Annotated in this window: 19 protein-coding genes and 2 tRNA genes; 6 read left to right on the top strand and 15 right to left on the bottom strand. The window is 66.7% G+C overall.

What is annotated here, in order from left to right; genetic code table 11:
• Window positions 1-48: 48 nt before the first annotated feature.
• The 7 genes from N5C88_RS15920 to N5C88_RS15950 form a co-directional block, all read right to left on the bottom strand.
• A complete protein-coding gene (locus N5C88_RS15920) occupies window positions 49-2,406 on the bottom strand; it encodes a copper-translocating P-type ATPase (RefSeq protein WP_280015747.1) in 2,358 nt (785 codons plus the stop codon).
• A 128-nt stretch (window positions 2,407-2,534) separates the two neighbouring features.
• Window positions 2,535-2,930, bottom strand: coding sequence for a hypothetical protein (locus N5C88_RS15925; protein WP_118931673.1), 396 nt, complete (start codon window positions 2,928-2,930; stop codon window positions 2,535-2,537).
• Between the two features lie 135 nt (window positions 2,931-3,065).
• On the bottom strand, window positions 3,066-3,833 hold the full coding sequence (locus N5C88_RS15930) for a hypothetical protein (RefSeq protein WP_280015748.1): 768 nt from the start codon (window positions 3,831-3,833) through the stop codon (window positions 3,066-3,068).
• Between the two features lie 41 nt (window positions 3,834-3,874).
• Window positions 3,875-5,614 carry an ABC transporter ATP-binding protein gene (locus N5C88_RS15935; RefSeq protein ID WP_251878066.1) on the bottom strand — a complete coding sequence of 580 codons (1,740 nt, stop codon included), beginning with the start codon at window positions 5,612-5,614 and terminating at the stop codon, window positions 3,875-3,877.
• A gap of 112 nt (window positions 5,615-5,726) precedes the next feature.
• Window positions 5,727-5,802 (bottom strand) — tRNA-Phe (locus tag N5C88_RS15940).
• Between the two features lie 35 nt (window positions 5,803-5,837).
• The gene (locus N5C88_RS15945; RefSeq protein WP_280015749.1) at window positions 5,838-8,336 is read right to left on the bottom strand and encodes a mechanosensitive ion channel domain-containing protein; all 2,499 of its coding nucleotides are present in this window, start codon (window positions 8,334-8,336) and stop codon (window positions 5,838-5,840) included.
• A 169-nt stretch (window positions 8,337-8,505) separates the two neighbouring features.
• Window positions 8,506-8,581, bottom strand: a tRNA-Phe gene (locus N5C88_RS15950).
• A gap of 301 nt (window positions 8,582-8,882) precedes the next feature.
• Here N5C88_RS15950 and hemA point away from each other — a divergent pair.
• The 5 genes from hemA to N5C88_RS15975 all read left to right on the top strand — a co-directional run bounded on the left by hemA (window position 8,883) and on the right by N5C88_RS15975 (window position 13,155).
• Entirely contained in the window at window positions 8,883-10,157 is a 1,275-nt protein-coding gene (gene hemA / locus N5C88_RS15955) for a glutamyl-tRNA reductase (protein ID WP_280015750.1), read from the top strand.
• A 90-nt stretch (window positions 10,158-10,247) separates the two neighbouring features.
• A complete protein-coding gene (prfA, locus tag N5C88_RS15960) occupies window positions 10,248-11,330 on the top strand; it encodes a peptide chain release factor 1 (protein WP_054457628.1) in 1,083 nt (360 codons plus the stop codon).
• Window positions 11,331-11,338: 8 nt separating this feature from the next.
• Window positions 11,339-12,163, top strand: coding sequence for a peptide chain release factor N(5)-glutamine methyltransferase (gene prmC, locus N5C88_RS15965; RefSeq protein WP_118931679.1), 825 nt, complete (start codon window positions 11,339-11,341; stop codon window positions 12,161-12,163).
• Window positions 12,164-12,257: 94 nt separating this feature from the next.
• Window positions 12,258-12,584 (top strand): Grx4 family monothiol glutaredoxin, encoded by a 327-nt coding sequence (gene grxD / locus N5C88_RS15970; RefSeq protein WP_042797530.1) that lies wholly within the window; start codon window positions 12,258-12,260, stop codon window positions 12,582-12,584.
• Window positions 12,585-12,591: 7 nt separating this feature from the next.
• Window positions 12,592-13,155, top strand: coding sequence for a UbiX family flavin prenyltransferase (locus N5C88_RS15975; RefSeq protein ID WP_054457626.1), 564 nt, complete (start codon window positions 12,592-12,594; stop codon window positions 13,153-13,155).
• Between the two features lie 72 nt (window positions 13,156-13,227).
• On the opposite strand, the gene N5C88_RS15980 is transcribed toward N5C88_RS15975, so the two are convergent.
• From N5C88_RS15980 to N5C88_RS16005, 6 genes are read right to left on the bottom strand one after another with little or no spacing between them, the layout of a single operon-like run.
• The gene (locus N5C88_RS15980; protein ID WP_251878060.1) at window positions 13,228-14,268 is read right to left on the bottom strand and encodes a cyclase family protein; all 1,041 of its coding nucleotides are present in this window, start codon (window positions 14,266-14,268) and stop codon (window positions 13,228-13,230) included.
• Window positions 14,269-14,273: 5 nt separating this feature from the next.
• Window positions 14,274-15,053 (bottom strand): 3-oxoadipate enol-lactonase, encoded by a 780-nt coding sequence (pcaD, locus tag N5C88_RS15985; RefSeq protein WP_280015751.1) that lies wholly within the window; start codon window positions 15,051-15,053, stop codon window positions 14,274-14,276.
• Window positions 15,054-15,072: 19 nt separating this feature from the next.
• On the bottom strand, window positions 15,073-15,369 hold the full coding sequence (locus N5C88_RS15990) for a YciI family protein (RefSeq protein ID WP_059378009.1): 297 nt from the start codon (window positions 15,367-15,369) through the stop codon (window positions 15,073-15,075).
• A 13-nt stretch (window positions 15,370-15,382) separates the two neighbouring features.
• Entirely contained in the window at window positions 15,383-15,658 is a 276-nt protein-coding gene (gene catC, locus N5C88_RS15995; protein WP_042796227.1) for a muconolactone Delta-isomerase, read from the bottom strand.
• A 57-nt stretch (window positions 15,659-15,715) separates the two neighbouring features.
• Window positions 15,716-16,360 (bottom strand): 3-oxoacid CoA-transferase subunit B, encoded by a 645-nt coding sequence (locus tag N5C88_RS16000; RefSeq protein WP_013396545.1) that lies wholly within the window; start codon window positions 16,358-16,360, stop codon window positions 15,716-15,718.
• Window positions 16,357-17,046: a 3-oxoacid CoA-transferase subunit A gene (locus tag N5C88_RS16005; protein WP_013396544.1), complete on the bottom strand. Its 690-nt coding sequence runs from the start codon at window positions 17,044-17,046 to the stop codon at window positions 16,357-16,359. The genes N5C88_RS16000 and N5C88_RS16005 overlap by 4 nt, the downstream gene beginning before the upstream one ends.
• Window positions 17,047-17,191: 145 nt before the next feature.
• Here N5C88_RS16005 and N5C88_RS16010 point away from each other — a divergent pair, with 145 nt between their 5' ends.
• Entirely contained in the window at window positions 17,192-17,974 is a 783-nt protein-coding gene (locus N5C88_RS16010) for an IclR family transcriptional regulator (protein WP_059378008.1), read from the top strand.
• Window positions 17,975-18,021: 47 nt separating this feature from the next.
• On the opposite strand, the gene N5C88_RS16015 is transcribed toward N5C88_RS16010, so the two are convergent.
• Window positions 18,022-18,750 (bottom strand): SDR family oxidoreductase, encoded by a 729-nt coding sequence (locus N5C88_RS16015; RefSeq protein ID WP_054459427.1) that lies wholly within the window; start codon window positions 18,748-18,750, stop codon window positions 18,022-18,024.
• Window positions 18,751-18,901: 151 nt separating this feature from the next.
• On the bottom strand, window positions 18,902-20,242 hold the full coding sequence (locus N5C88_RS16020) for a TIGR00366 family protein (protein WP_118931682.1): 1,341 nt from the start codon (window positions 20,240-20,242) through the stop codon (window positions 18,902-18,904).
• Window positions 20,243-20,309: the final 67 nt, after the last annotated feature.

Raw genomic sequence — 20,309 nt, forward strand, 5'->3', positions numbered from 1 at the left:
GCCGTTCGTACTACCCCAAGTAATGGACGTCCATGCAGTATGGGGCGTTTATTTTTCGCCCCGCAACCTCAACGCATTGAATATCACCGAAGCCGAACTCAGGCTCATCGCCAGCGCCGCAATCATCGGTGACAGCAGCCAGCCCGTGAACGGATACAGCACACCCGCCGCTATCGGCACGCCGATGCCGTTGTAGACGAAGGCGAACATCAGGTTCTGCCGCATGTTGCGCACGGTGTCGATGGAGATCTGGCGCGAGGCGGCGATGCCGCGCAGGTCGCCCTTGACCAGCGTCACCTGGCCGCTGTTCATCGCCACATCGGTGCCCGTGCCCATGGCCACGCCCACGTCGGCGCGCGCCAGTGCCGGCGCGTCGTTGATGCCATCGCCCGCCATCGCCACCACATGGCCGTCCTGTTGCAGCTTTTCCACCAGCGCCAGCTTGTCGGCCGGCTTGACCTCGCCGTGCACCTCGTCGATGCGCAGCGCGGCGCCGACGGCGCGGGCGGTGGTCAGGCCGTCGCCTGTCGCCATCACGATGCGCAGACCGCTGCCGTGCAGGTTCTGGATGGCCTCATGCGTGCTGGGCTTGATCGGGTCGGTCACGGCCAGGATCCCGGCGAACTGGCCGTCCACGGCCAGGTGCATGATGCTGGCGCCTTCGCCGCGCAGGCGTTCGCCGTCAGCGCGCAGCGCGTCGACCTGCACGCCTTGCTGTTCCATCAGGGCGGTGTTGCCCAGCGCCAGGCGCTTGCCTTCCACCATGCCGCGCACGCCGATGCCGCTGCCGGAATCGAAGTCCTCGGCCTTGGCCAGCGTCAGGCCCTGCGCGCGCGCCGCGCTGACGATGGCGTCGGCCAGCGGATGTTCGCTGCCCTGGTCCAGGCTGGCGGCCAGGCGCAGCACCTCGTCGGGCGTGTACCCGGGCGCGGCGACCGCGGTGTCGAAGGCCGGTTTGCCTTCGGTCAGGGTGCCGGTCTTGTCCACGATCAGCGTGTCCACCTCGCGCATCTTTTCGATGGCGCCGGCGTCGCGGAACAGCACGCCCTGTGCGGCGCCGCGGCCCGTGGCCACCATGACCGACATGGGCGTGGCCAGCCCCAGCGCGCAGGGGCAGGCAATGATGAGCACCGCGACTGCGTTGATCAGGCCATACACCCAGCTGGGCTCCGGCCCGAAAAAGCCCCATACCAGCAGCGTGGAGATCGCCACCAGCACCACGCCAATGACGAATTTGCCCGCCACCACGTCCGCCATGCGCTGCATGGGCGCCTTGGAACGCTGGGCGTTGGCGACCATCTGCACGATTTGCGCCAGCATGGTGGCCGCGCCGACCTTTTCTGACCGCATCACCAGGGTGCCGCTGGTGTTGAGCGTGGCGCCGATCAGCTTGTCGCCTTCGCGCTTGCTGACGGGTACGGGCTCGCCGGTAAGCATGGACTCGTCCACGGCGCTGCGGCCCTCGGTGACGACGCCGTCCACCGGAATTTTCTCGCCGGGGCGCACGCGCAGCAGGTCGCCCACGTGCACGTGATTCAGCGGCACGTCTTCCTCGCTGCCGTCGGCGTTGATGCGCCGCGCCGTCTTGGGCGCCAGGCCGAGCAGGGCCTTGATCGCGGCGGACGTTTGCGAACGCGCCTTCAGTTCCAGGATCTGCCCCAGCATGGTCAGCGAGATGATGACCACGGCGGCCTCGAAATACACCGCCACGCGGCCCATCGAGACAAAGGAATCCGGGAACACGCCAGGCGCCAGCGTGGCGACCACGCTGTAGATGAACGCGGCCGCCGTGCCCAGGCTGATCAGCGTCCACATGTTCGGACTGCGATGCACCAGGGATTGCCAGCCGCGCACGAAGAACGGCCAGCCCGTCCAGAACACCACCGGCAGGGACAGCGCCAACTCCAGCCAGCTCTGGGTCGCCATGTCGAACCAGCCCAGGCGATGGCCGAACATGGCCATCACGGCCACGATGAGGGTCAGGGGCAGCGTCCACCAGAAGCGGCGCTGGAAATCCTTGAGTTCGCTGTTGTCTTCCTCGTCCAACGGGATGAGCGGTTCCAGCGTCATGCCGCATTTGGGGCAGTTCCCAGGGTGATCCTGGCGGATCTCCGGGTGCATGGGGCAGGTGTAGATGGTGCCTGGGGGGATCTCGGGGGGCGCGGCAGGCTGGGCGGCGGCGTCGTGGCCTGCGTGGCGGCTACCGTGGTCGGGGCCGTGATGCTGGTGCGCTTCATGGCCGTCGTGTGCATGCGCAGCCTGATCCTGTACCTGTCCTTCTGGCACCAGATGCATCTGGCACTTGGGGCAGCGTCCCGGGTGGTCCTGGCGGATGTCCGGGTGCATGGGGCACACATAGAGCGTGCCGTCCTTCGATGCAGCGTCGCCGTGACGAGAGTGATTCATACCCATCCCTTTCGAGTGCCGGTGTGATCCTTCGTGCGCCTATTATGCCCAGGCCGGACGCCTGCGGCGCAACAGACTTGCCGCAGTGGTATCGCTGCGGGGCGGGCCGCAGCGATGACTCATGGCGGTCAGCCCTTGGCCGCCGGGGAAGTTGCGGGTTCCGCCGCCGACGGCGCATCACCCGCCGGGTTCATCATCGATCCCATCATCTCTTGGCAGCCCTGCATGCGGGCGCCATTGGCGGGCATGGACTTCATGTGGTCGGCCATCAAGGCCTGGCGCTCTTCCGGCGTCCGGGCCGTAGCCATTTTCTGATGCATGCCATTCATGGCCTGCATGTGCGCCTCCATGTTCTTCATCATGCCGCCGCCCGGCGCCATTTGCGGCTTCGAGGCCGGCTCGCTCGCCGCGGCGGGAGTGGCGTGATGCGTGGAATGCTCGCTGCCCGCGGCCTGCGCGTGGGCCGCGCCGATCAAGCCCAGGCTCAACGCGCATGCGCTGAAAAAGGTGGTCAGGGTCTTCATGTTCAGCTCCTTTCTGTGGTCTGGAAGTGCATGGACCCCAGTGTGGGGGGCTGACGGGGGCGGGGAGGTTACGTGGGGATTACTTTTCTGTAATGTTGCGGCACAGGTGGGCGTACATCCGACACGATGCGCCGGTCATTGGTTATCAGGCCACCGCGTAAAAATCGCATCCTGCTCCAGCGCGCGCTTGCGCCACGCATTGAGCAGTTCGGCCAACGCTTCGTGGGTCAGCCCGTAAGTCTCACCCAGGCTGGAATTGCGGCCGACGAAATGCCGGTTGAGCCCCATCGTGCCCGCCCGCTCGACCGCCGCGTCGTCGAAAACAATGAGCTTGGACACCGCGCGGCTGACGTTGATCACGCTGAACTCGCTGGTGTCTTGCCAGCGTATCGTCCTGCCGTTCCATACCTGTTGTGTTTCGAAGCCATCGCGGCCCAGGCGCAGGCTGGTGCCGTCCTTGGCGGCGCGCAGCAGCAGCATGACTGCGCCAAACAGAAAGAACGCGGCGCCTGGCCACAGGATCAATTGCTTCAGCGGCGGCAGCGATTCGTGCAGCAGCATCCACAGGATCACGCCGCCGAAGCCCGCCGACAGCAGGGAGAACACCAGCAGCTTGCCTTTTGCTGCCTTGAGCTCCAGGGGGCCTGGATACCGCACCAGCATCGTTGCGGCCGAGCGCGAGTCGCGCTGCAGCAGTTGCGGCCATATCTGCAGAACACCGGTCGCGGCGCAGATGCCGAAGAACAGCGTGACGGGAATGCCCGCCTCGGCGCCGTCCCGGATCATTTCCGTGCCCAGGTAGACAAACACCAGGCTGATGATCAGGCAGACGTAGACGAGCAGGCTGGTCCGCTTTCGGCGGGGAGGGCGCTGCGCGGTATGGAGGGTGGGCGGCTGTGTCATGGATGGTGAGTGTATTGGTCCCAGGCGGCCGTTGTCGCCCATCAAGGATGATGCCGGGCCAGCACTTCGTCGCGCGGTCCCGCATCGACCACGCGCCCCGCGTCCATCACCACGATGGTGTCGAAGCGGTTGAGCAGGCTGGGCCGGTGCACCGAGGCCACGATGCAAGCCGTGGGGAACGCGGCGTACATGCGGTCGAACACCCGGCCTTCGGCTTGCGGGTCGAGCGCGCTGGTGGGCTCGTCCAGCAGCAGCAGGGAACTGCCGTGCGCGGCCAGCGCCCCGCGCGACAGGGCCAGGCGTTGGCGTTGCCCGCCGGACAGGTTGCTGCCCCGTTCATTCATCGGACTGGCCAGGCCGTCGGGCATGCGTTGCAGCACTTCGTCGAACACGCCGGTGTGCACGGCGGCTTGCAGCGCGGCCGCTTCGGCAGGTTCGCCGAAGGTGAGATTTTCCTGCACGCTGGCTTCGAAGACTTCGGCTTCCTGCGGAATCAGCGTGGCCAACGTGCGCAGTTCGGCCCAGTCCACCGGCTTGCCGTCGAGCAGCAGCTCGCCCTGCTGCGGCGGATAGAGTCCGGCAAGAGTGCGCAGCAGGGTGCTCTTGCCGCCGCCGCTGGCGCCGATCAGCGCGACGCGCGAACCGCGCCGCAGCACCAGGTCGACGCCATGCAGGCCGCCGCGGCCTTCATCCGAATAGCGCCAGGTCGCGCCGCGCAACTCCAGGGTCTGCCATGGCGCGTCGGCTTGGACCGCGGGGACGGCGGCATTGGGGTTGCCAGGCGCCTGCCAGATGGGTTCGGCGCTGCTGTAGTCGGTGTGCATGCGCGCAAAGCTCTGGAAGTTGGAAGCGATGGCGCTGACCACGGACGCGGCCTGCTGGGCGTATTGATAGATCATGAAGATGGTGCCCAGCAATAGCGCCTGCCCGGGTTCGCGGTGCCGCAGCACATACTCCACGACGAGGATCCAGGTAAGGCACATGCCCGCCAGGTCCACCACGCACCATTTCACTTCGTTGACCCACAGGGCGCGGCGCAAGGGCTTCATGACCGCCTGCAGGCGGCGGCCCAGGATCTTGCGCGAGGCGGCTTGCAGCCGCAGGCCGATCACGGTGCCGGCATTGCTGACGAAATCGAGCAGTGCCGCGACGTAGCGGCGTTCCTGGTCGTTTTCGTCGCGGGCCAGCCGCATCAGCGCGAGGTCGAAGCGCAAGGTGACCAGGGCGATGATCAGGTAGCCGCTTACGGCGATGATGCCGCTGACGTGGGACAGCAAGGTCAGCGCCACCAGCGGGCCGATGAAATTCAAGGCGCTGTGCAGGTAGCCGTACATGCTGCGGGCGAACGTCGACAAGGCGCGGCTGGATTGCAGCACGCGGTGTTGCAGATCGCCGGAGTGGCGGCCGTCGCGCCAGGTCAGCGGGGCGGCGGCGATGCGGGCATAGAGATCGTCGGCCTGCCGTTCGCGGACATGCACGCCCACATTGCCTTCCAGGACGCGTCCCGGCCCGTGGAACACCCAGGACATCATGTAGCTGCCGACCAGGAACAGGATCCACAGGCCGGCGGTGGGCATGTCGTTCTGCTGCAAGGCATTGATGGCGTGCGAAGCCAGCCAGGGCAGGGTCAGCTTGACCAGTTGCGCGCCGGACAGCAGCGCGATGGCGCCCATCAGCTGCCGCCGGGCGCCTTCGGCGTAGTGCCAGAGCGCGCGATACAGCACGAGCGCCGCGCGGCCCATGCCGATGGAGGAAGAGGGGGAGGTGGAGTCAGGCTTCATCGCGTAGGGGGGAAGTCAGGGATGGCACGGCATGACTATGCTATCCGACACGCGCCGCCGCGCCCCAAAGCAAAAAGCCCCGCCAAAGGCGGGGCCAAGTGCTTGAATTCATTGGTGGCCTGGGGCGGAATCGAACCACCGACACAAGGATTTTCAATCCTCTGCTCTACCGACTGAGCTACCAGGCCAACGCGAAAGTCCGCCACTATACACAATATCCGCGTCATGTGGGCGGCGGCCCGCCATCCGGCGCCGCGCGGCGGGCTTGCGCTAGGACGGCGCCGGCTTCCGGGGAAATGCTGCGCAGGTGCAGATCGGTCTGCGGATAGGGGATCTCGATGCCGGCCTGCGTCAGCGCCTCGTACATCCGCGACAGCATGTCGCTGCGGATGGACATCCATTGGTCGAAGTCCGGCGTCCAGGCGCGGACGCTGAAATCCAGGGAGCTTGCGCCAAAGCCCATGAAGAGCGCGATGGGCGCCGGCTGGGTGGAGACGCCCAGCGTGCCGCGTGCCACCGAGCCCAGCAGTTCGATGGCCTGCGCGGGGTCCGTGCCGTAGGCCAGGCCAAGGTTGATTTCGATGCGGCGGTTGCGGTCCAGCATGGTCCAGTTGGTCAGCTTCTCCGACAGCAGGGTGCCGTTCGGGACCACCACGTCGGCGCCCTCGAAGGTCCGGATGCGGGTGGCGCGCATCCCGATCTCGCGCACCTGGCCGGAGGTTTCGCCGATTTCCACCACGTCGCCGGGCTGGATCGGGCGCTCGAACATCAGGATGAGGCCCGACACGAAGTTGTTGACCACGTTCTGCAGGCCGAAGCCGATGCCCACGCCCAGGGCGCCGAGCACCAGGGCCAATTGGCTGGTCCTGACGCCGGCGGCCGACAGCGCCACCGCCAGGCCCAGCAGCAGCACCGAGTAGTAGGTCAGCGAGGCGATGCTGTTGCCCACGCCGCGCGGCAGCGGCATGCGGGCCAGCACTTCGTCGTGCAGTACCAGGCGGATCGCGCGCGCGGCCCAGAACGCGATCAGCACCGAGATCGCGAACACCAGGATGTTGCCCAGGCTGATGGTGATGTCGCCGAGCGCCAGCGTGTACGAAAGCACCTTCGTGGTGAAGGCGTAGGTGGCGCGCAGGATGCGGAAGCGGTCCATCGTGTAGATGGCCCAGCCCGCGACCGCGCTGGCCATCACCAGGCGGATCAGCAATTGCACCAGAGGCGGAGCATGCTCGCGCGCGATGCGAAAGCGCGACACCCCGGGCCGCGCCAGCATCAGTTGCAGCAGGGTGACGATGATGGTGACCCCGGCGTAGAGCATCAGGCCGAAATAGCCGCTGCTGATGACGGCGCTGGTCAGCATCTCGGCCATCGACAGGTTGCCGACGAGGTTGGCGATGCCGGCAATGGCCAGCAGCGCCACCGCGGCCCAGGCGCCGATGCGCACGGCCTGGTGCAGCCGGCCGGGCGCCTGGGCCGCACTGCCGCGGCGCTTGGCCCGGGCATGCAGCCACAGCGCCGTGGCCAGGGCCAGCAGGGTGATGACGAGGTTGTGCAGCCGGTACAGCGTTTCGCTGGCCAGGAAGAAGATGCCCAGCCGCTCCGCCAGATACAGCCCGGTGATGGCGTAGGGCCACAGGTCGAGTTGCTCGCGCGCGGTTGGCGGCAGCAGGCGCAGCACGGGGACGACCGCCAGCAGCAGGGCGATCTGCAGCACGATCAGTGGCGCGTCCGACTCCAGCAGTTGCACGCCCATCATGGCTAGCAGCAGCCAGGCTGACAGCGGGCGCCCAAGCACCCGCGCGGCTGTCTCGCTCATTTCGCCGGCCCGGATGGCGTGGCGGCTGTGCCAGGCCAGCCACAGCAGCAGGGGCAGCAGCACCACTTGCAGCACGTGCAGGGCAAGTTGGTTGCCGGTATCGGCCGCCGCGTATTGGCGGGCGAAGCGCATTTCCATGTCCAGGCCGCTGCGCAGATAGGCCCTTGCGTCGCTGCGGGCGGTGGGCGTGAAGGTGGCGGCCCACAGCGGCGGTCCGTCCAGTTCGAGCAGGCGGGCGTCGATGTAGCTGATGGCGTCGGCTACCGAGCGCTGTCCGGCCTGGATGCGTTCTTCGACGGAGTTGGCGCGCTGGCCCAGCGCGATCTGGCGGCCCAGCGGCACCGACAAGGCTTGTTCGGCCCGGGCCAGTTGCGCGATGACTGAATCCATCCGCGCGGTCAGGGCAGGCGGCAGATCGGCGGCGCCGGGCGCGCCCTTGAGCACTTGCCATGCTTCGCGGCGGCGCGCCAGCTCGGCGGCATCGCTGGCGTAGGCGGCGGTCGCCTGGCGCATGTCCGCCTGCCAGTCGGCGAAACGCCTCGCATCGAACATCCAGTGCCGCTCCAGGCTTTCCAGCCGCATGATGGGCAGGGTGCGCAATTGAGCCGGCAGGAACTGCTGGAGCTTTTCGTCCACGGACCGGGAAATCGATTCCAGGCGCGGCGCCAGCGAGTCGGTGGGGTCGGCCCCCGAGATGCGCTCCATGACGCTTTCGGCATAGCGGTGATCGGTATCCGCGCGCAGCGGGATCTCTGCCACCAGGATCGCGTGGGCCTGCGTGGAAGCCGGGACGGGACGGGCCGGCTCCGTCGCGGTACCCTGGGCGTAGGCGGGGCCGAGCAGGCTGGCCAGCAGTGCAATCAGACCGAAAAGCGCTTTTGCTCTTGCCGTTGCTTGGGCGCGCATGTCGCGGCTCCGGTGGATGGATGCGGCGGGCTACGAAAAATGGCGTCTTACGATATCGCGGAAGCGCGCTTGAGGGAAAGGGGCGTCCGGAAAGCAAAAAGCCCAGCCGGTAAGGGCTGGGCTTTTTTTGGGAAGGAACCCGAAGATTCGGGGCCCTTTCCAATAATTCTGGTGGCCTGGGGCGGAATCGAACCACCGACACAAGGATTTTCAATCCTCTGCTCTACCGACTGAGCTACCAGGCCAACGAAGTCCGCAACTATACACAATTTTTGAGGCTTGCGCCAGTCGGGGAGAAAATCCCTGGATATTTCGCCGCCCTGCCGGGGCGTCGCCTGAATCAAGGGCCGAATTGTTGGGCGGACGGCACGAAAGGTGCGACCCAGAGTCGCGGCCCGGGGGTGAAATGGCCTGGGGATTACCCGCAGGGGTATAATGATTAGCGGTCTGACGCTGCATCCAGGTTTGTATATCCCCGGTGCGGCGCCTCGTTCTTAGTGGCAGTACTTAACGCTTACGCGCGGATGGCCCGGCCATCCTTCCCACATGTCGGTAGCTGTCCTTGCCTTCGGTCTGAATCACACGTCCGCGCCGGTTTCGGTCCGCGAACGCGTTTCCATGCCCGTCGATCTGGTGAAGCCCGCGCTGGAAGGCCTGCGTTCGGCGTTCGGCGGCTCGGTCCGCGAAGCCGCCATCCTGTCCACCTGTAACCGCACCGAAATCTATTGCGCCGCCGACGGCCACGTGGCCGATCAACTGCCGGCCTGGCTGGCTGACTACAACCGCCTGGACGCCGGCACGCTGCGCCCGCATCTCTACCGCCATCATCAGGACGACGCCGTGCGCCACGCCTTCCGCGTGGTCAGCGGCCTGGACTCCATGGTGCTGGGCGAAACCCAGATCGTGGGCCAGATGAAGGACGCCGTGCGCGCGGCCGGCGAAGCCGGGTCGCTGGGCACCTTGCTGCACCAGATGTTCCAGCGCACCTTCTCGGTGGCCAAGGAAGTGCGGTCGCAAACCGCCATCGGCGCGCAGTCGGTATCCATGGCCGCCGCCGCGGTGCGTCTGGCCGAGCGCGTGTTCGGCAACCTGGACCAGGCCCGCACGCTGTTCATCGGCGCGGGCGAAATGATCGAATTGTGCGCCACGCACTTCGCCGCGCAGCGTCCGCGCAGCATGGTGGTGGCCAACCGCACGGCCGAACGCGCCGAGGTCCTGGCCAACCGCTTTGCGGCCAGCACGATGAAGCTGTCGGACCTGACGGACCGCCTGTCCGAGTTCGACGTCATCGTCTCCTGTACGGCAAGCTCCCTGCCCATCCTCGGTTTGGGGATGGTGGAGCGGGCCACGCGCCTGCGCCGCCACCGCCCCATGGTCATGATCGACCTGGCCGTGCCGCGCGACATCGAACCCGAGGTCGGCCGCCTGGACGACGTCTACCTGTATTCGGTGGACGACCTGGGCCGCCTGGTGCAGACCGGCACCGACGCGCGCCGCGCGGCCGTGGTGCAGGCCGAAGCCATCATCGAAACCCGCGTCCAGGGCTTCATGCACTGGATGCAGTCCCGCGAAGTGGTGCCCGTCATCCGCGACCTGCACCAGGCCGCCGAAGACGTGCGCAGCGCCGAGCTGGAACGCGCCCGCCGCCTGCTGGCGCGGGGCGAATCGCCGGAAGCCGTGTTGGAACAACTGGCTCACGGCCTGACGCAGAAGTACCTGCACGGCCCGCTGGCGGCCCTGAACCGCAGCGAAGGCGAGGACCGCAAGCAGCTGCTTGCCTGGATGCCGCGCCTGTTCCCCGGCCGCGACTCCCGCCGTTAGCGACTCTGCCCCACGTCCCGCCTCCTGGCGGGCGTTCGTCTTTTGGGCGCCCGCTATCCGCTTTCCCGCTTTTCTTTTTGGTCATTCCCCATGAAATCTTCCATGCGCAGCCGGCTGGAGCACCTGTGCCACCGCCTCATCGAGGTCGACGCATTGCTCGCCGAACCGGAAACCGCGTCCGACATGGACCGTTTCCGCAAGCTCTCGCGTGAACGCGCGGAACTGGAGCCCGTGGTCGAGGCGTTCACCGCCTTTGCCCGCACCGAGGATGATCTGGCCGCGGCGCAAGAAATGCTGTCCGACCCGGACCTGAAATCCATGGCCGAGGACGAGATCAAGTCCGGCCGCGTCAAGCTCGAAGAGCTGGAAGGCGCATTGCAGTTGCTGCTGCTGCCGCGCGATCCCAACGATGGACGCAGCGTGTTCCTGGAAATCCGCGCCGGCACGGGCGGCGACGAAAGCGCGCTGTTCTCGGGCGACCTGCTGCGCATGTACACGCGCTACGCGGAGCAGCGCGGCTGGCGCGTGGAGCTGATGTCTGAAAGCGCCTCTGAGCTCGGCGGCTACAAGGAAGTGATCGCGCGCATCGACGGCGACGGCGCCTATGGCCGCCTCAAGTTCGAGTCCGGCGCGCACCGCGTGCAGCGCGTGCCAGCCACCGAGGCGCAGGGCCGCATCCATACCTCGGCCTGCACGGTGGCCATCATGGCCGAAGCGGACGAGATGTCCGAAATCGTCATCAATCCCAGCGATTTGCGCATCGACACTTTCCGCGCCAGCGGCGCGGGCGGCCAGCACATCAACAAGACCGATTCGGCCGTGCGCATCACCCACCTGCCGACCGGGCTGGTGGTGGAATGCCAGGACGACCGCTCGCAGCACCGCAACAAGGACAAGGCCATGCAGGTGCTGGCCGCTCGCCTGAAGGACAAGGAAACCCGCGAACGGCAGAGCAAGGAGGCCGCCGAACGCAAGAGCCTGATCGGTTCGGGCGACCGCTCCGAGCGCATCCGCACCTACAACTTCCCGCAAGGCCGCGTGACCGACCACCGCATCAACCTGACGCTGTACAAGCTGCAGCAGATCATGGAAGGCGACCTGGAAGAGCTGACCGGCGCCTTGATCTCCGAACACCAGGCCGAGCAGCTGGCGGCCCTGGGCGACGACATCTGAGACCGGTCATGACGCCGCCCCAGCTGAAAAGCCTGCTGCTCGACGCCCGCCTGCCCCGCCTGGAGGTGCGCATGCTGCTGGAGCACGTGCTGGCCAAGCCGCGCGCCTGGCTGCTGGCGCACGATACCGATCCCTTGCTGCCCGAAACGGCCGCGGCCTACGAGGCCCTGGCCCAGCGGCGCCTGGCCGGGGAACCCATGGCCTATCTGCTGGGCCACCGCGAATTCATGGGCCACCGCTTCCGCGTGACCCCGGACGTGCTGATTCCGCGCCCGGACACCGAGGTGCTGGTGGAGACCGCGCTGGAATGCCTGGCCGGCCTGGCCGCGCCCGCGGTGCTGGATCTGGGCACCGGCAGCGGCGCGATCGCCATTTCGATTGCGCTGGCGCGCCGCGACGCCCGGGTGATGGCGTCCGACGTCAGCGCGGCCGCGCTGGCGGTCGCCGCCGGCAACGCCTGGGACCTGGCCGCCTCCGTGCGCCTGGTCGAAGGCAGTTGGTACGAGGCCGTGCCGGCCGGGGAGGGCTTCGACCTGATCGTGTCCAATCCGCCCTACGTGGCCTGCGACGACCCGCACCTGGACCAGGGCGACGTGCGTTTCGAGCCGCGCGGCGCGCTGACCGACGGCGCGGGCGGGCTGGAAGACCTGGCCCGCATCGTCCAGGGCGCCGGCCGCCACCTGAAACGGGGCGGCTCCCTGTGGCTGGAGCACGGTTGGGACCAGGCGCAGGCCGTGCGGGACCTGCTGGCCGCGGCTGGATTCCAGGACGTGCACAGCCGCCAGGACCTGGCCGGCATCGAGCGTATTTCCGGGGGGCGCCAGTCCGCCTGACCGCATTCCCGGCGGGACGCCCGGGGTATCCGGGCGGATTTTCCTGCTGTACCTATAATTGGCGTATTCCGTTATGCCTGTCCAAGAGACCACCATGAGCGACGTTCAAGAATTCATCCGCGAAACCGTGACCCAGCACCCCGTCGTGCTGTTCATGAAGGGCACCGCCCAGTTCCCGCAATGCGGCTTTTCCGGCAAGGCCATTCAGATCCTGAAGGGCTGTGGCGTGAAGAAGCTGGTCACCGTCAATGTGCTGGAGGACGACGAAGTCCGCCAGGGCATCAAGGAATTCTCCAACTGGCCCACGATTCCGCAGCTGTACGTGGCCGGTGAATTCATCGGCGGCTCGGACATCATGAACGAGATGAACGAGTCCGGCGAACTGAAGACGCTGCTGGACCAGTCCGGCGCAACGGCCTGATCAGCCCATGCGGCGATTGGTCATCGGCATCACGGGCGCCACGGGCTCCCTGTACGCCGTGCGCATGCTGCAGGCATTGCGCGGCGTGGACGATGTCGAAACGCATCTGGTGGTGTCGGCCTCGGGCGTGCTGAACATCAAGCACGAGCTGGACGTCAGCCGCCACGATGTCTATGCCCTGGCCGACCACGTGCACAGCGTGCGCGACGTGGGCGCCACGCTGGCCAGCGGCGCGTTCCAGACGGCCGGCATGGTGATCGTGCCGTGCTCCATGCGCACGCTGGCGGCGGTGGCCCATGGCCTGTCGGATAACCTGATTACTCGCGCCGCCGACGTCACCCTCAAGGAACGCCGGCGCCTGGTGATGATGGTGCGCGAGACGCCGTTCAATCTGGCGCATCTGCGCAACATGACGGCCGTCACCGAAATGGGCGGCATCGTGTTTCCGCCGCTGCCCGCGTTCTATCACCGGCCCGCCTCCATCGAAGAGATGGTGGACCACACCGTGGCGCGGGTGTTGGAACTGTTCGATATCATCGTGCCCGGACCGCATTGGGAAGGCATGAAGTAGCGGTTGCTGCATGAAAAAGAGCTCCAGTCTGGAGCTCTTTTCATTTGCGCGATGGCGCTTGGTCGCGGACGACTACACCGTTGCGATCGGCGTGACCGGCGATCCAATGGCATGCGGCAGGCGCAGGGGCGGAGCGGTCAGCATGAAGTGGTGGCGGCCGTTGGCGTGCAGCCAGTCCGCCAGGTCCTTCAGGTACCAGAGTTCCGCCAGCGGCAATCCCAGCTTGAACAGGCAATGGTGATGCAGCGGCAGCATGGCGCGCGGGCCGGTCTGCTCGCGCGCGGGGTAGGCTTCCACGGCGTAGTTGTCGGCGCAGATGGCGGCGATGCCGCTGTCCGTGATCCATTGCAGCAGCGCCTGGTCGGTGCCGTCCAGCGCGGCGCCGTAGGTGTGCAGCGTTTCGGCGTCGGGCTTGCCGTTCATGGCGACCACCGCTTCGGCGTAGCCGGTGCGCAGCACCAGCATGTCGCCGGCTTCGACGCTGATGCCGTCCGTCGCCAGCACATGCATCAGTTCGGCGTGGCCGATCAGCGTGCGGCCGGGGCCGTAGTGGCGCAACAGGTCCACCAGCACGCCGCGGCCCTGCATGCCTTTCTGCGCCAGGTTTTCCACGCCCAGCTTCAGCGCCGCCGACGGGCCGCCGCTGTTGCAGCCGCAGCCGGTATGGTCGCCATCGGCCGGACCGATGACGTCCACGCCGGCTTGGTAGCCGTTGTAGTAGCGCAGTTCGGGCTTGCCGTCGCCGTCGGCGTCGAACAGGGCGCCCACGTGGGCCAGCGCGTCCCATTGCGTCGAATACTGCATCGACAGCAGCACCTGGTCATCGCTCAGCACGTCCACCGCGTCCGGGTTGACGTTGCGCAGCGGGAAGTTCAAGTACGGCGTGTCCGCCAGGCGCGTGGGGCTCAACTGCGGCGGATGGCGCCGCGGGTTGAGCACGTTGCCGCCGGGCAGGTCCAGCGGCAGCGACAGGCAGAAGGTCTTGCCGGCGCGGATCTCGCGTGCGCCCTTCAAGACCTGTTCTTCGGTGATGAGGTTCAGGCGGCCGAGTTGGTCGTCGGGTCCGAAGTCGCCCCAGTTGGAGCCTTCGGGCCGGTTTTTCCAGCGCTGCATGCCGCTTACCCCTTCAGGAAGTCGACGACCGTGCGGGTGAAGACTTCCGGTTGTTCCCAGTTCGAGATATGGGAGGTGTTCATTTCGAAGTAACGCGCGCCGCGAATGGCTGCGGCCAGTTCGCGGCCCTGGGCCGGGGTGGCGGCCAGGTCGTGCGTGCTGCTGATGACCAGCGTGGGCGCCTTGATCGAGGCCACCTGTTCGCGGAAGTCGGCGTCGCGCAGCGCGGCGCAGTTGCCCGAGTAGCCGGCGTCCGGCGTGCGGCGCAGCATGTCGATCAGCACCTGGGTCAGGCCCGGCTCGGCCGCGCGGTAGCTGTCGGTGAGCCAGCGTTCGACCAGCGTGGGCGCCATCTTTTCCAGGGTCTGCTCGGCGACCGCGGCGATGCGGGCGCTCCAGCCTTCGGCCGAGCCGATGCGCGCGGCGGTGTTGCACAGGATCAGCTTGTCCAGCAGTTCGGGACGCGCGAGCGCCAGCCACAGGCCGGTGGGGCCGCCCATCGACAGGCCGCAGAAGTGCGCGCGCTTGATGTTCAGGTGCGCCAGCAGCTCGGCGACGTCGTTGCCCAGTTGTTCGAAGCTGTATTCGCCTTCGGGGATCGACGACTTGCCGTGGCCGCGGGTGTCGTAGCGCAGCACGCGGAAGTGCTTGCTGAGTTCGGGAATCTGGCGGGCCCACATGTCGGAGCAGGTGCCCAGCGAGTTGGAGAGCACGAGCACCGGCGCGTCGGCGGGGCCATCGATGACGTAGTACAGCCGTGCCTGGCTGAGATCGGCGTAAGACATGTGGGTTTATTCCTTGCGATTACAGATGGCAGACGCCGTCGACGTAGGCCTTGCGCCAGCGCGTGATGGTCACGCGCTCGAACAGGTCGGCCTGGGAGAACGGGTCGGCGTCGATGAACTGCTGCGCGGCTTCGCGCGTTTCCAGGGCCACGATATATAGGCCGCCGCCGGCGTCCTTGCCGTCGTCCTGCAGCTTGGCGCCGCAGGCCAGCAGCAGCTGCTTGTTGGCGTCCAGGTATTCCAGGTGCGCGGCGCGATGCTGCTGGCGCACTTCCTGGTGGCCGGGCTTGTCGAAGGTTTCGATGATGTAGGGCATCAGCCGCTCCTGGTCAGATTGCCGAGGGGTGGCGCGCCAGCGCCGTGACGTTGATGTCCATGTACGGGAACAGCGGCAGCGAGGACAGTAGCGTGTGCAGTTCGTCGTTGCTTTCGACGTCGAAGATGCTGACGTTGGCGTAGCGGCCGGCCACGCGCCACAGGTTCTTCCATTTGCCGTCGCGTTGCAGCTGCTGCGCCAGGGCCTTTTCGTCGGCCTTCAGTTTGTCGGCGCGCTCGGCGGGCATGTCGACGGGAAGATTGACTTGCATTTGAACCATGAACAACATGATGACTCTCTCCAGGAATGCCGCTCCGGCGGAGCCGGAGCGCGGGATCATGAAAACTCAGCGGGAAAACTTCAGCGGCAGGCCGGTCAGGCGCAGCAGCTCGTCGGCGGTGGTGTCGCCGAACATGTCGATGACGGTCACGCCGTCGGCGCGGATGTCGAATACCGCCACGTCGGTGTACACGCGCGACACGCAGCGCACGCCGGTCAGCGGATAGGTGCAGGCCTCGACCAGCTTGCTTTGGCCTTCGCGGGTTTGCAGTTCCATCATCACGAAGACGTCCTTGGCGCCGATCGCCAGGTCCATCGCGCCGCCCACGGCGGGAATCGCGTCGGGCGCACCCGTATGCCAGTTGGCCAGGTCGCCGTGCTGCGACACCTGGAAGGCGCCCAGCACGCAGATGTCCAGGTGGCCGCCGCGCATCATCGCGAACGAGTCGGCGTGATGGAAGAACGAGCAGCCCGGAAGTTCGGTCACGGGCTGCTTGCCGGCGTTGATCAGGTCGTAGTCTTCCTCGCCCTTGGCGGGGGCGGGGCCCATGCCCAGCATGCCGTTTTCGGTGTGCAGGATGACTTCGCGGTCCGCCGGCAGATGGTTGGCGACGAGCGTGGGCAGGCCGATGCCCAGGTTCACGTAGGCGCCTTCAGGAATGTCCTGCGCCACGCGGGCGGCGATCTGGTCGCGGGTCAGTTTGGTGCTCATTGCTGCTCCTTGGCGGCCGGGGTGGCTGCGATCTGCACGACGCGTTTCACGAAGATGCCGGGGGTCACGACGGTTTCGGGGTCCAGCTCGCCCAGTTCAACCACTTCGCGCACCTGCGCCACGGCCACGCGCGCCGCGCTGGCCATGATGGGGCCGAAGTTGCGGGCGGTCTTGCGGTAGACCAGGTTGCCCCAGCGGTCGCCGCGTTCGGCCTTGATGAGCGCGTAGTCGGCGTGCAGCGGATACTCCAGCACATACTGGCGGCCGTTGATCTCGCGGATTTCCTTGCCGTCGGCCAGCGGGGTGCCGTAGCCGGTGGGCGTGAAGAATGCGCCGATGCCGGCGCCGGCGGCGCGGATGCGCTCGGCCAGGTTGCCCTGCGGCACCAGTTCCAGCTCGATCTTGCCGCTGCGGTACAGGCCGTCGAAGATCTGCGAATCCACCTGGCGCGGGAACGAGCAGATGATCTTGCGCACGCGGTTCGCGCCCAGCAGGGCGGCCAGGCCGGTGGTGCCGTTGCCGGCGTTGTTGTTGATGATGACCAGGTCCTTCGCGCCCTGCTCCAGCAGGGCGTCGATCAGTTCCATGGGCTGGCCGGCGGTGCCGAAGCCGCCGATCATGACGGTGGCGCCGTCGGGTACGTCCGCCAGGGCGGCCGCCGCGCTTGCAACAAGCTTAGAAATCATGATGTTTGCTCATAGGTGGCGTGTCATAATTTGTTCTTAATTAGAACTTTCGTTCTTCTGAAGAACATCGTTTCATGGGGACGTGCCGAGCGTCAAGGCGAGCCGGCGCGGCGTCATCCCCATTTACTCTTTTTGCGGTAGACGGATGGCCGAGCAAGATACCCAGCAACCCAGCGACAGCTACGTGCAGTCCTTCGCGCGCGGCTTGTCCGTGATCCGGGCCTTCGGCCCCGACCGTTCGCAGATGACCTTGTCCGAGGTTGCGGCGGTGACCGGGCTGACCCGCGCCGGCGCGCGCCGCATCCTGCTGACGCTGGAGCACCTGGGCTATGTCACCGTCGACGACCGCAAGTTTTCGCTGACCCCGCGCATCCTGGAGCTGGGCTACGCCTACCTGTCCGGCACGCCGCTGTGGAACCTGGCGTTGCCGTACATGGAAGAAGTGGCCGAGCAGACGCGGGAGTCGTGTTCCGTGTCGGTACTGGAAGGCGCGGACATCGTCTACATCCTGCGCCTGTCCACGCACAAGGTCATGACCATCAACCTGGCCGTGGGCAGCCGCCTGCCGGCCTGGGTGACGTCGATGGGCCGCGTGCTGCTGGCGGGCCTGACGGAGCCGGAGCTGGACCGGGTGCTGGCGCTGAGCCAGATCCAGTCCTACACCCCGCACACCATCACCGACATCGCGGAGTTGAAGCGGGTGCTGGCTGGCGTGCGCGCCGACGGCTACGCCTGCGTCGCGCAGGAGCTGGAGCCGGGGCTGCAGTCGGTTGCCGTGCCCATCATGGACCGCAGCGGCCGCGTGATCGCCGCGATGAACGTCAGCGGCCATGCCAACCGCTTTACGCGTGAGGAAATGCTGGCGGCGTTCCTGCCGCCCTTGCGCCGTGCGGCCGACCAGATCAACCACGCCCTGCTGCGCCGCTAGGCGGCGCAGGGGATGGAGGAGGGCGGCGGACAGGCGCATGGCGGGCCTCAGATGGGTGCGACGCCCAGCGTCGTGCCGCCGCAGACGTACAGCATCTGGCCGGTGACGAAGCCGTTGTCCGGCGACAGGAAGAACATCGCGGCGCGCGCCACGTCTTCGGGCGTGCCCAGGCGCTTGACCACGATGCTGTTGATGATGCGTTCGGTCTGCGGCGCGCCTGCCGGGTTGCTCTTGGTGAACAGGTCGGTGGCGATGGGGCCGGGACCGATGGCGTTGACGGTGATGCCGTCGCCGCCCAGCTCCATGGCCAGCGTGCGGGTCAGGCCCACCAGGCCGGCCTTGGTGGCCGAATAGACCACGCGGTCAGGCTTGCCCAGCGCGGCCCGCGACGACATGTTCACGATGCGGCCGAAGCCGGCTTCGCGCATGGCGGGCAGCGCCGCTTGCACCAGGATCAGGGCGGTGCGCAGATGCAGGTTGACCACGTAGTCCAGATCCGCCAGCGTGGCCGTGTCGGCCGTGCCGGGGCGGGTCGCGCCGGCGTTGTTGACCAGGCCCACGATGTTGTAGGCCGCGGTCACCTCGCGGGCGACCTCCTTGGTGCGCGCTTCGTCGGTCAGGTCGGCCTGATACGACACCAGTCCCGCGGGCGGATTCTCGGGCAGCTTGTAGTCGATGTTGACGACCTTGTGTCCCGCATCCAGCAGCATGCGGATGATCGCCGCCCCGATCCCGGCGCTGCCGCCGGTCACGAGATACGCAGTAGGTTTGCTCATATCGGTTCCCTATTCCAAATTCCAACGCTTGCAAAAACGCCGGCGGTACTTATTCGTCCGTCCCTCCCCTGGCGGGGACACCGCCAGATCCGGCTTGCCGGTCTGCAGGTGTCGCCCCCTGGGGGGCGCGCGCAAGCGCGTACGGGGGGGCTTAATGCGTCAGATAACCCCACAGGAGGACGGCGGTGATGTGGATCACGCCGACCCACAGCATCATGATGACGGTATAGCCCATCACGTCGCGCAGCTTGAGCTTGGACAGCGCCAACGCGGGCAGGATCCAGAAGGGCTGCACCAGGTCGTTCCAGGCATTGCCCAGCATGACGGCCATGGTGGTCTGGTTGAGCGCGCTGCCGATTTCCTTGGCGGCGTCGATCATGAACGGACCCTGGATGACCCAGTGGCCACCGGCCGACGGCGCGAAGAAGTTGATGACGAACGAGCTGATCAGGCCCCAGAACGGCAGCGACTCGGGCGTGGCCACGTCGACGAACACTTGCGAGATCGTGGTGACCAGGCCAGAGGCTGCCATGATGGCCATGATGCCGGCGTAGAAGGGGTATTGCAGGATGATGCCGGAGATCGTCTTGATGCCTTCGGTCAGCTTGGCCACGTAGGCGGCCGGCGTGCCCAGCAGGATGATGCCCAGGAACAGGATGATGAAGTTGATCAGGTTCAGGTCCAGCGAGCCGCCGTCCATGAAGTGGAAGGTCACGTAGGCGATGCCCAGCGCGCCGATCAGCAGGCTCAGGATGCGGCTGTTGTTCAGCTTGGAGGCGATGGTGCCTTTTTCCAGCATGTCTTCGGCAGCGTTGGACGTATTGGCGTCGCGGTCGATGGCCGGGTCCACTTCAACGATCTTCTCGCCCTTCTTGGGGTGCAGCCAGGCGTTGAGCAGCGGCAGCGTCACGATGATGACCAGGCTGGTGATCAGCATCGGCACCGAGAAAATGGTCTCCGACAGCGGGATGGTGCCCATCTGCTTGGCGGTGGGGTGGTTGGGGGTGGCGACCAGCACGGGGATGCTGGCCGACAGGCCCAGGCCGTACATGGTGAAGCCGCTGTAGGCCGCGGCGATGATCAGGGGGTAGTGCACGCCCTTGACCTTCAAGGCCAGCTTCTTGGCGACGATGCCGCCGATGACCAGGCCGAAGCCCCAGTTCAGGTAGCTGCCGATGCCGCCGACCAGCGTTGCCACGATGATGGCGGTGTGCGGCTTGTGCACGTGGCTGACGATGCGGTTGAGCATGCGGTCGGTGAGCGGCGCGGTAGCCAGCACGTAGCCCATCGCCAGGATCACGGCCATCTGGGTCGTGAAGGCCAGCAGGCTCCAGAAGCCGTTGCCCCAGGCGCGCGTGATGTCGCCGATGCCCTTGCCCTCGACGCCCATGGCCAGCAGCACGGTAAGCAGGGTCAGCGCGATCGCGAAGACGAAGGGGTCGGGCAGATACTTGCGCATCAGCTCCGTAAAGAATGAAGCCAGTTTATTCATGATGCTTCCTACAAACTCCGGTCAGGCTGGTTTTCTTGCGTCTTGCGCCGCCCGGCGCCGGGTGTCG

The sequence above is a fragment of the Achromobacter sp. GD03932 genome, from assembly GCF_029839485.1.
In the GTDB taxonomy this organism is placed as follows: Bacteria; Pseudomonadota; Gammaproteobacteria; order Burkholderiales; family Burkholderiaceae_B; genus Achromobacter; species Achromobacter bronchisepticus_A.

What these genes read in the sequence shown, in the direction of transcription:
- N5C88_RS15920 (WP_280015747.1), bottom strand. Translation starts at nt 2,406, where the DNA reads ATGAATCACTCTCGTCACGGCGACGCTGCATCGAAGGACGGCACGCTC.
- N5C88_RS15925 (WP_118931673.1), bottom strand. Translation starts at nt 2,930, where the DNA reads ATGAAGACCCTGACCACCTTTTTCAGCGCATGCGCGTTGAGCCTGGGC.
- N5C88_RS15930 (WP_280015748.1), bottom strand. Translation starts at nt 3,833, where the DNA reads ATGACACAGCCGCCCACCCTCCATACCGCGCAGCGCCCTCCCCGCCGA.
- N5C88_RS15935 (WP_251878066.1), bottom strand. Translation starts at nt 5,614, where the DNA reads ATGAAGCCTGACTCCACCTCCCCCTCTTCCTCCATCGGCATGGGCCGC.
- N5C88_RS15945 (WP_280015749.1), bottom strand. Translation starts at nt 8,336, where the DNA reads ATGCGCGCCCAAGCAACGGCAAGAGCAAAAGCGCTTTTCGGTCTGATT.
- hemA (WP_280015750.1), top strand. Translation starts at nt 8,883, where the DNA reads ATGTCGGTAGCTGTCCTTGCCTTCGGTCTGAATCACACGTCCGCGCCG.
- prfA (WP_054457628.1), top strand. Translation starts at nt 10,248, where the DNA reads ATGAAATCTTCCATGCGCAGCCGGCTGGAGCACCTGTGCCACCGCCTC.
- prmC (WP_118931679.1), top strand. Translation starts at nt 11,339, where the DNA reads ATGACGCCGCCCCAGCTGAAAAGCCTGCTGCTCGACGCCCGCCTGCCC.
- grxD (WP_042797530.1), top strand. Translation starts at nt 12,258, where the DNA reads ATGAGCGACGTTCAAGAATTCATCCGCGAAACCGTGACCCAGCACCCC.
- N5C88_RS15975 (WP_054457626.1), top strand. Translation starts at nt 12,592, where the DNA reads ATGCGGCGATTGGTCATCGGCATCACGGGCGCCACGGGCTCCCTGTAC.
- N5C88_RS15980 (WP_251878060.1), bottom strand. Translation starts at nt 14,268, where the DNA reads ATGCAGCGCTGGAAAAACCGGCCCGAAGGCTCCAACTGGGGCGACTTC.
- pcaD (WP_280015751.1), bottom strand. Translation starts at nt 15,053, where the DNA reads ATGTCTTACGCCGATCTCAGCCAGGCACGGCTGTACTACGTCATCGAT.
- N5C88_RS15990 (WP_059378009.1), bottom strand. Translation starts at nt 15,369, where the DNA reads ATGCCCTACATCATCGAAACCTTCGACAAGCCCGGCCACCAGGAAGTG.
- catC (WP_042796227.1), bottom strand. Translation starts at nt 15,658, where the DNA reads ATGTTGTTCATGGTTCAAATGCAAGTCAATCTTCCCGTCGACATGCCC.
- N5C88_RS16000 (WP_013396545.1), bottom strand. Translation starts at nt 16,360, where the DNA reads ATGAGCACCAAACTGACCCGCGACCAGATCGCCGCCCGCGTGGCGCAG.
- N5C88_RS16005 (WP_013396544.1), bottom strand. Translation starts at nt 17,046, where the DNA reads ATGATTTCTAAGCTTGTTGCAAGCGCGGCGGCCGCCCTGGCGGACGTA.
- N5C88_RS16010 (WP_059378008.1), top strand. Translation starts at nt 17,192, where the DNA reads ATGGCCGAGCAAGATACCCAGCAACCCAGCGACAGCTACGTGCAGTCC.
- N5C88_RS16015 (WP_054459427.1), bottom strand. Translation starts at nt 18,750, where the DNA reads ATGAGCAAACCTACTGCGTATCTCGTGACCGGCGGCAGCGCCGGGATC.
- N5C88_RS16020 (WP_118931682.1), bottom strand. Translation starts at nt 20,242, where the DNA reads ATGAATAAACTGGCTTCATTCTTTACGGAGCTGATGCGCAAGTATCTG.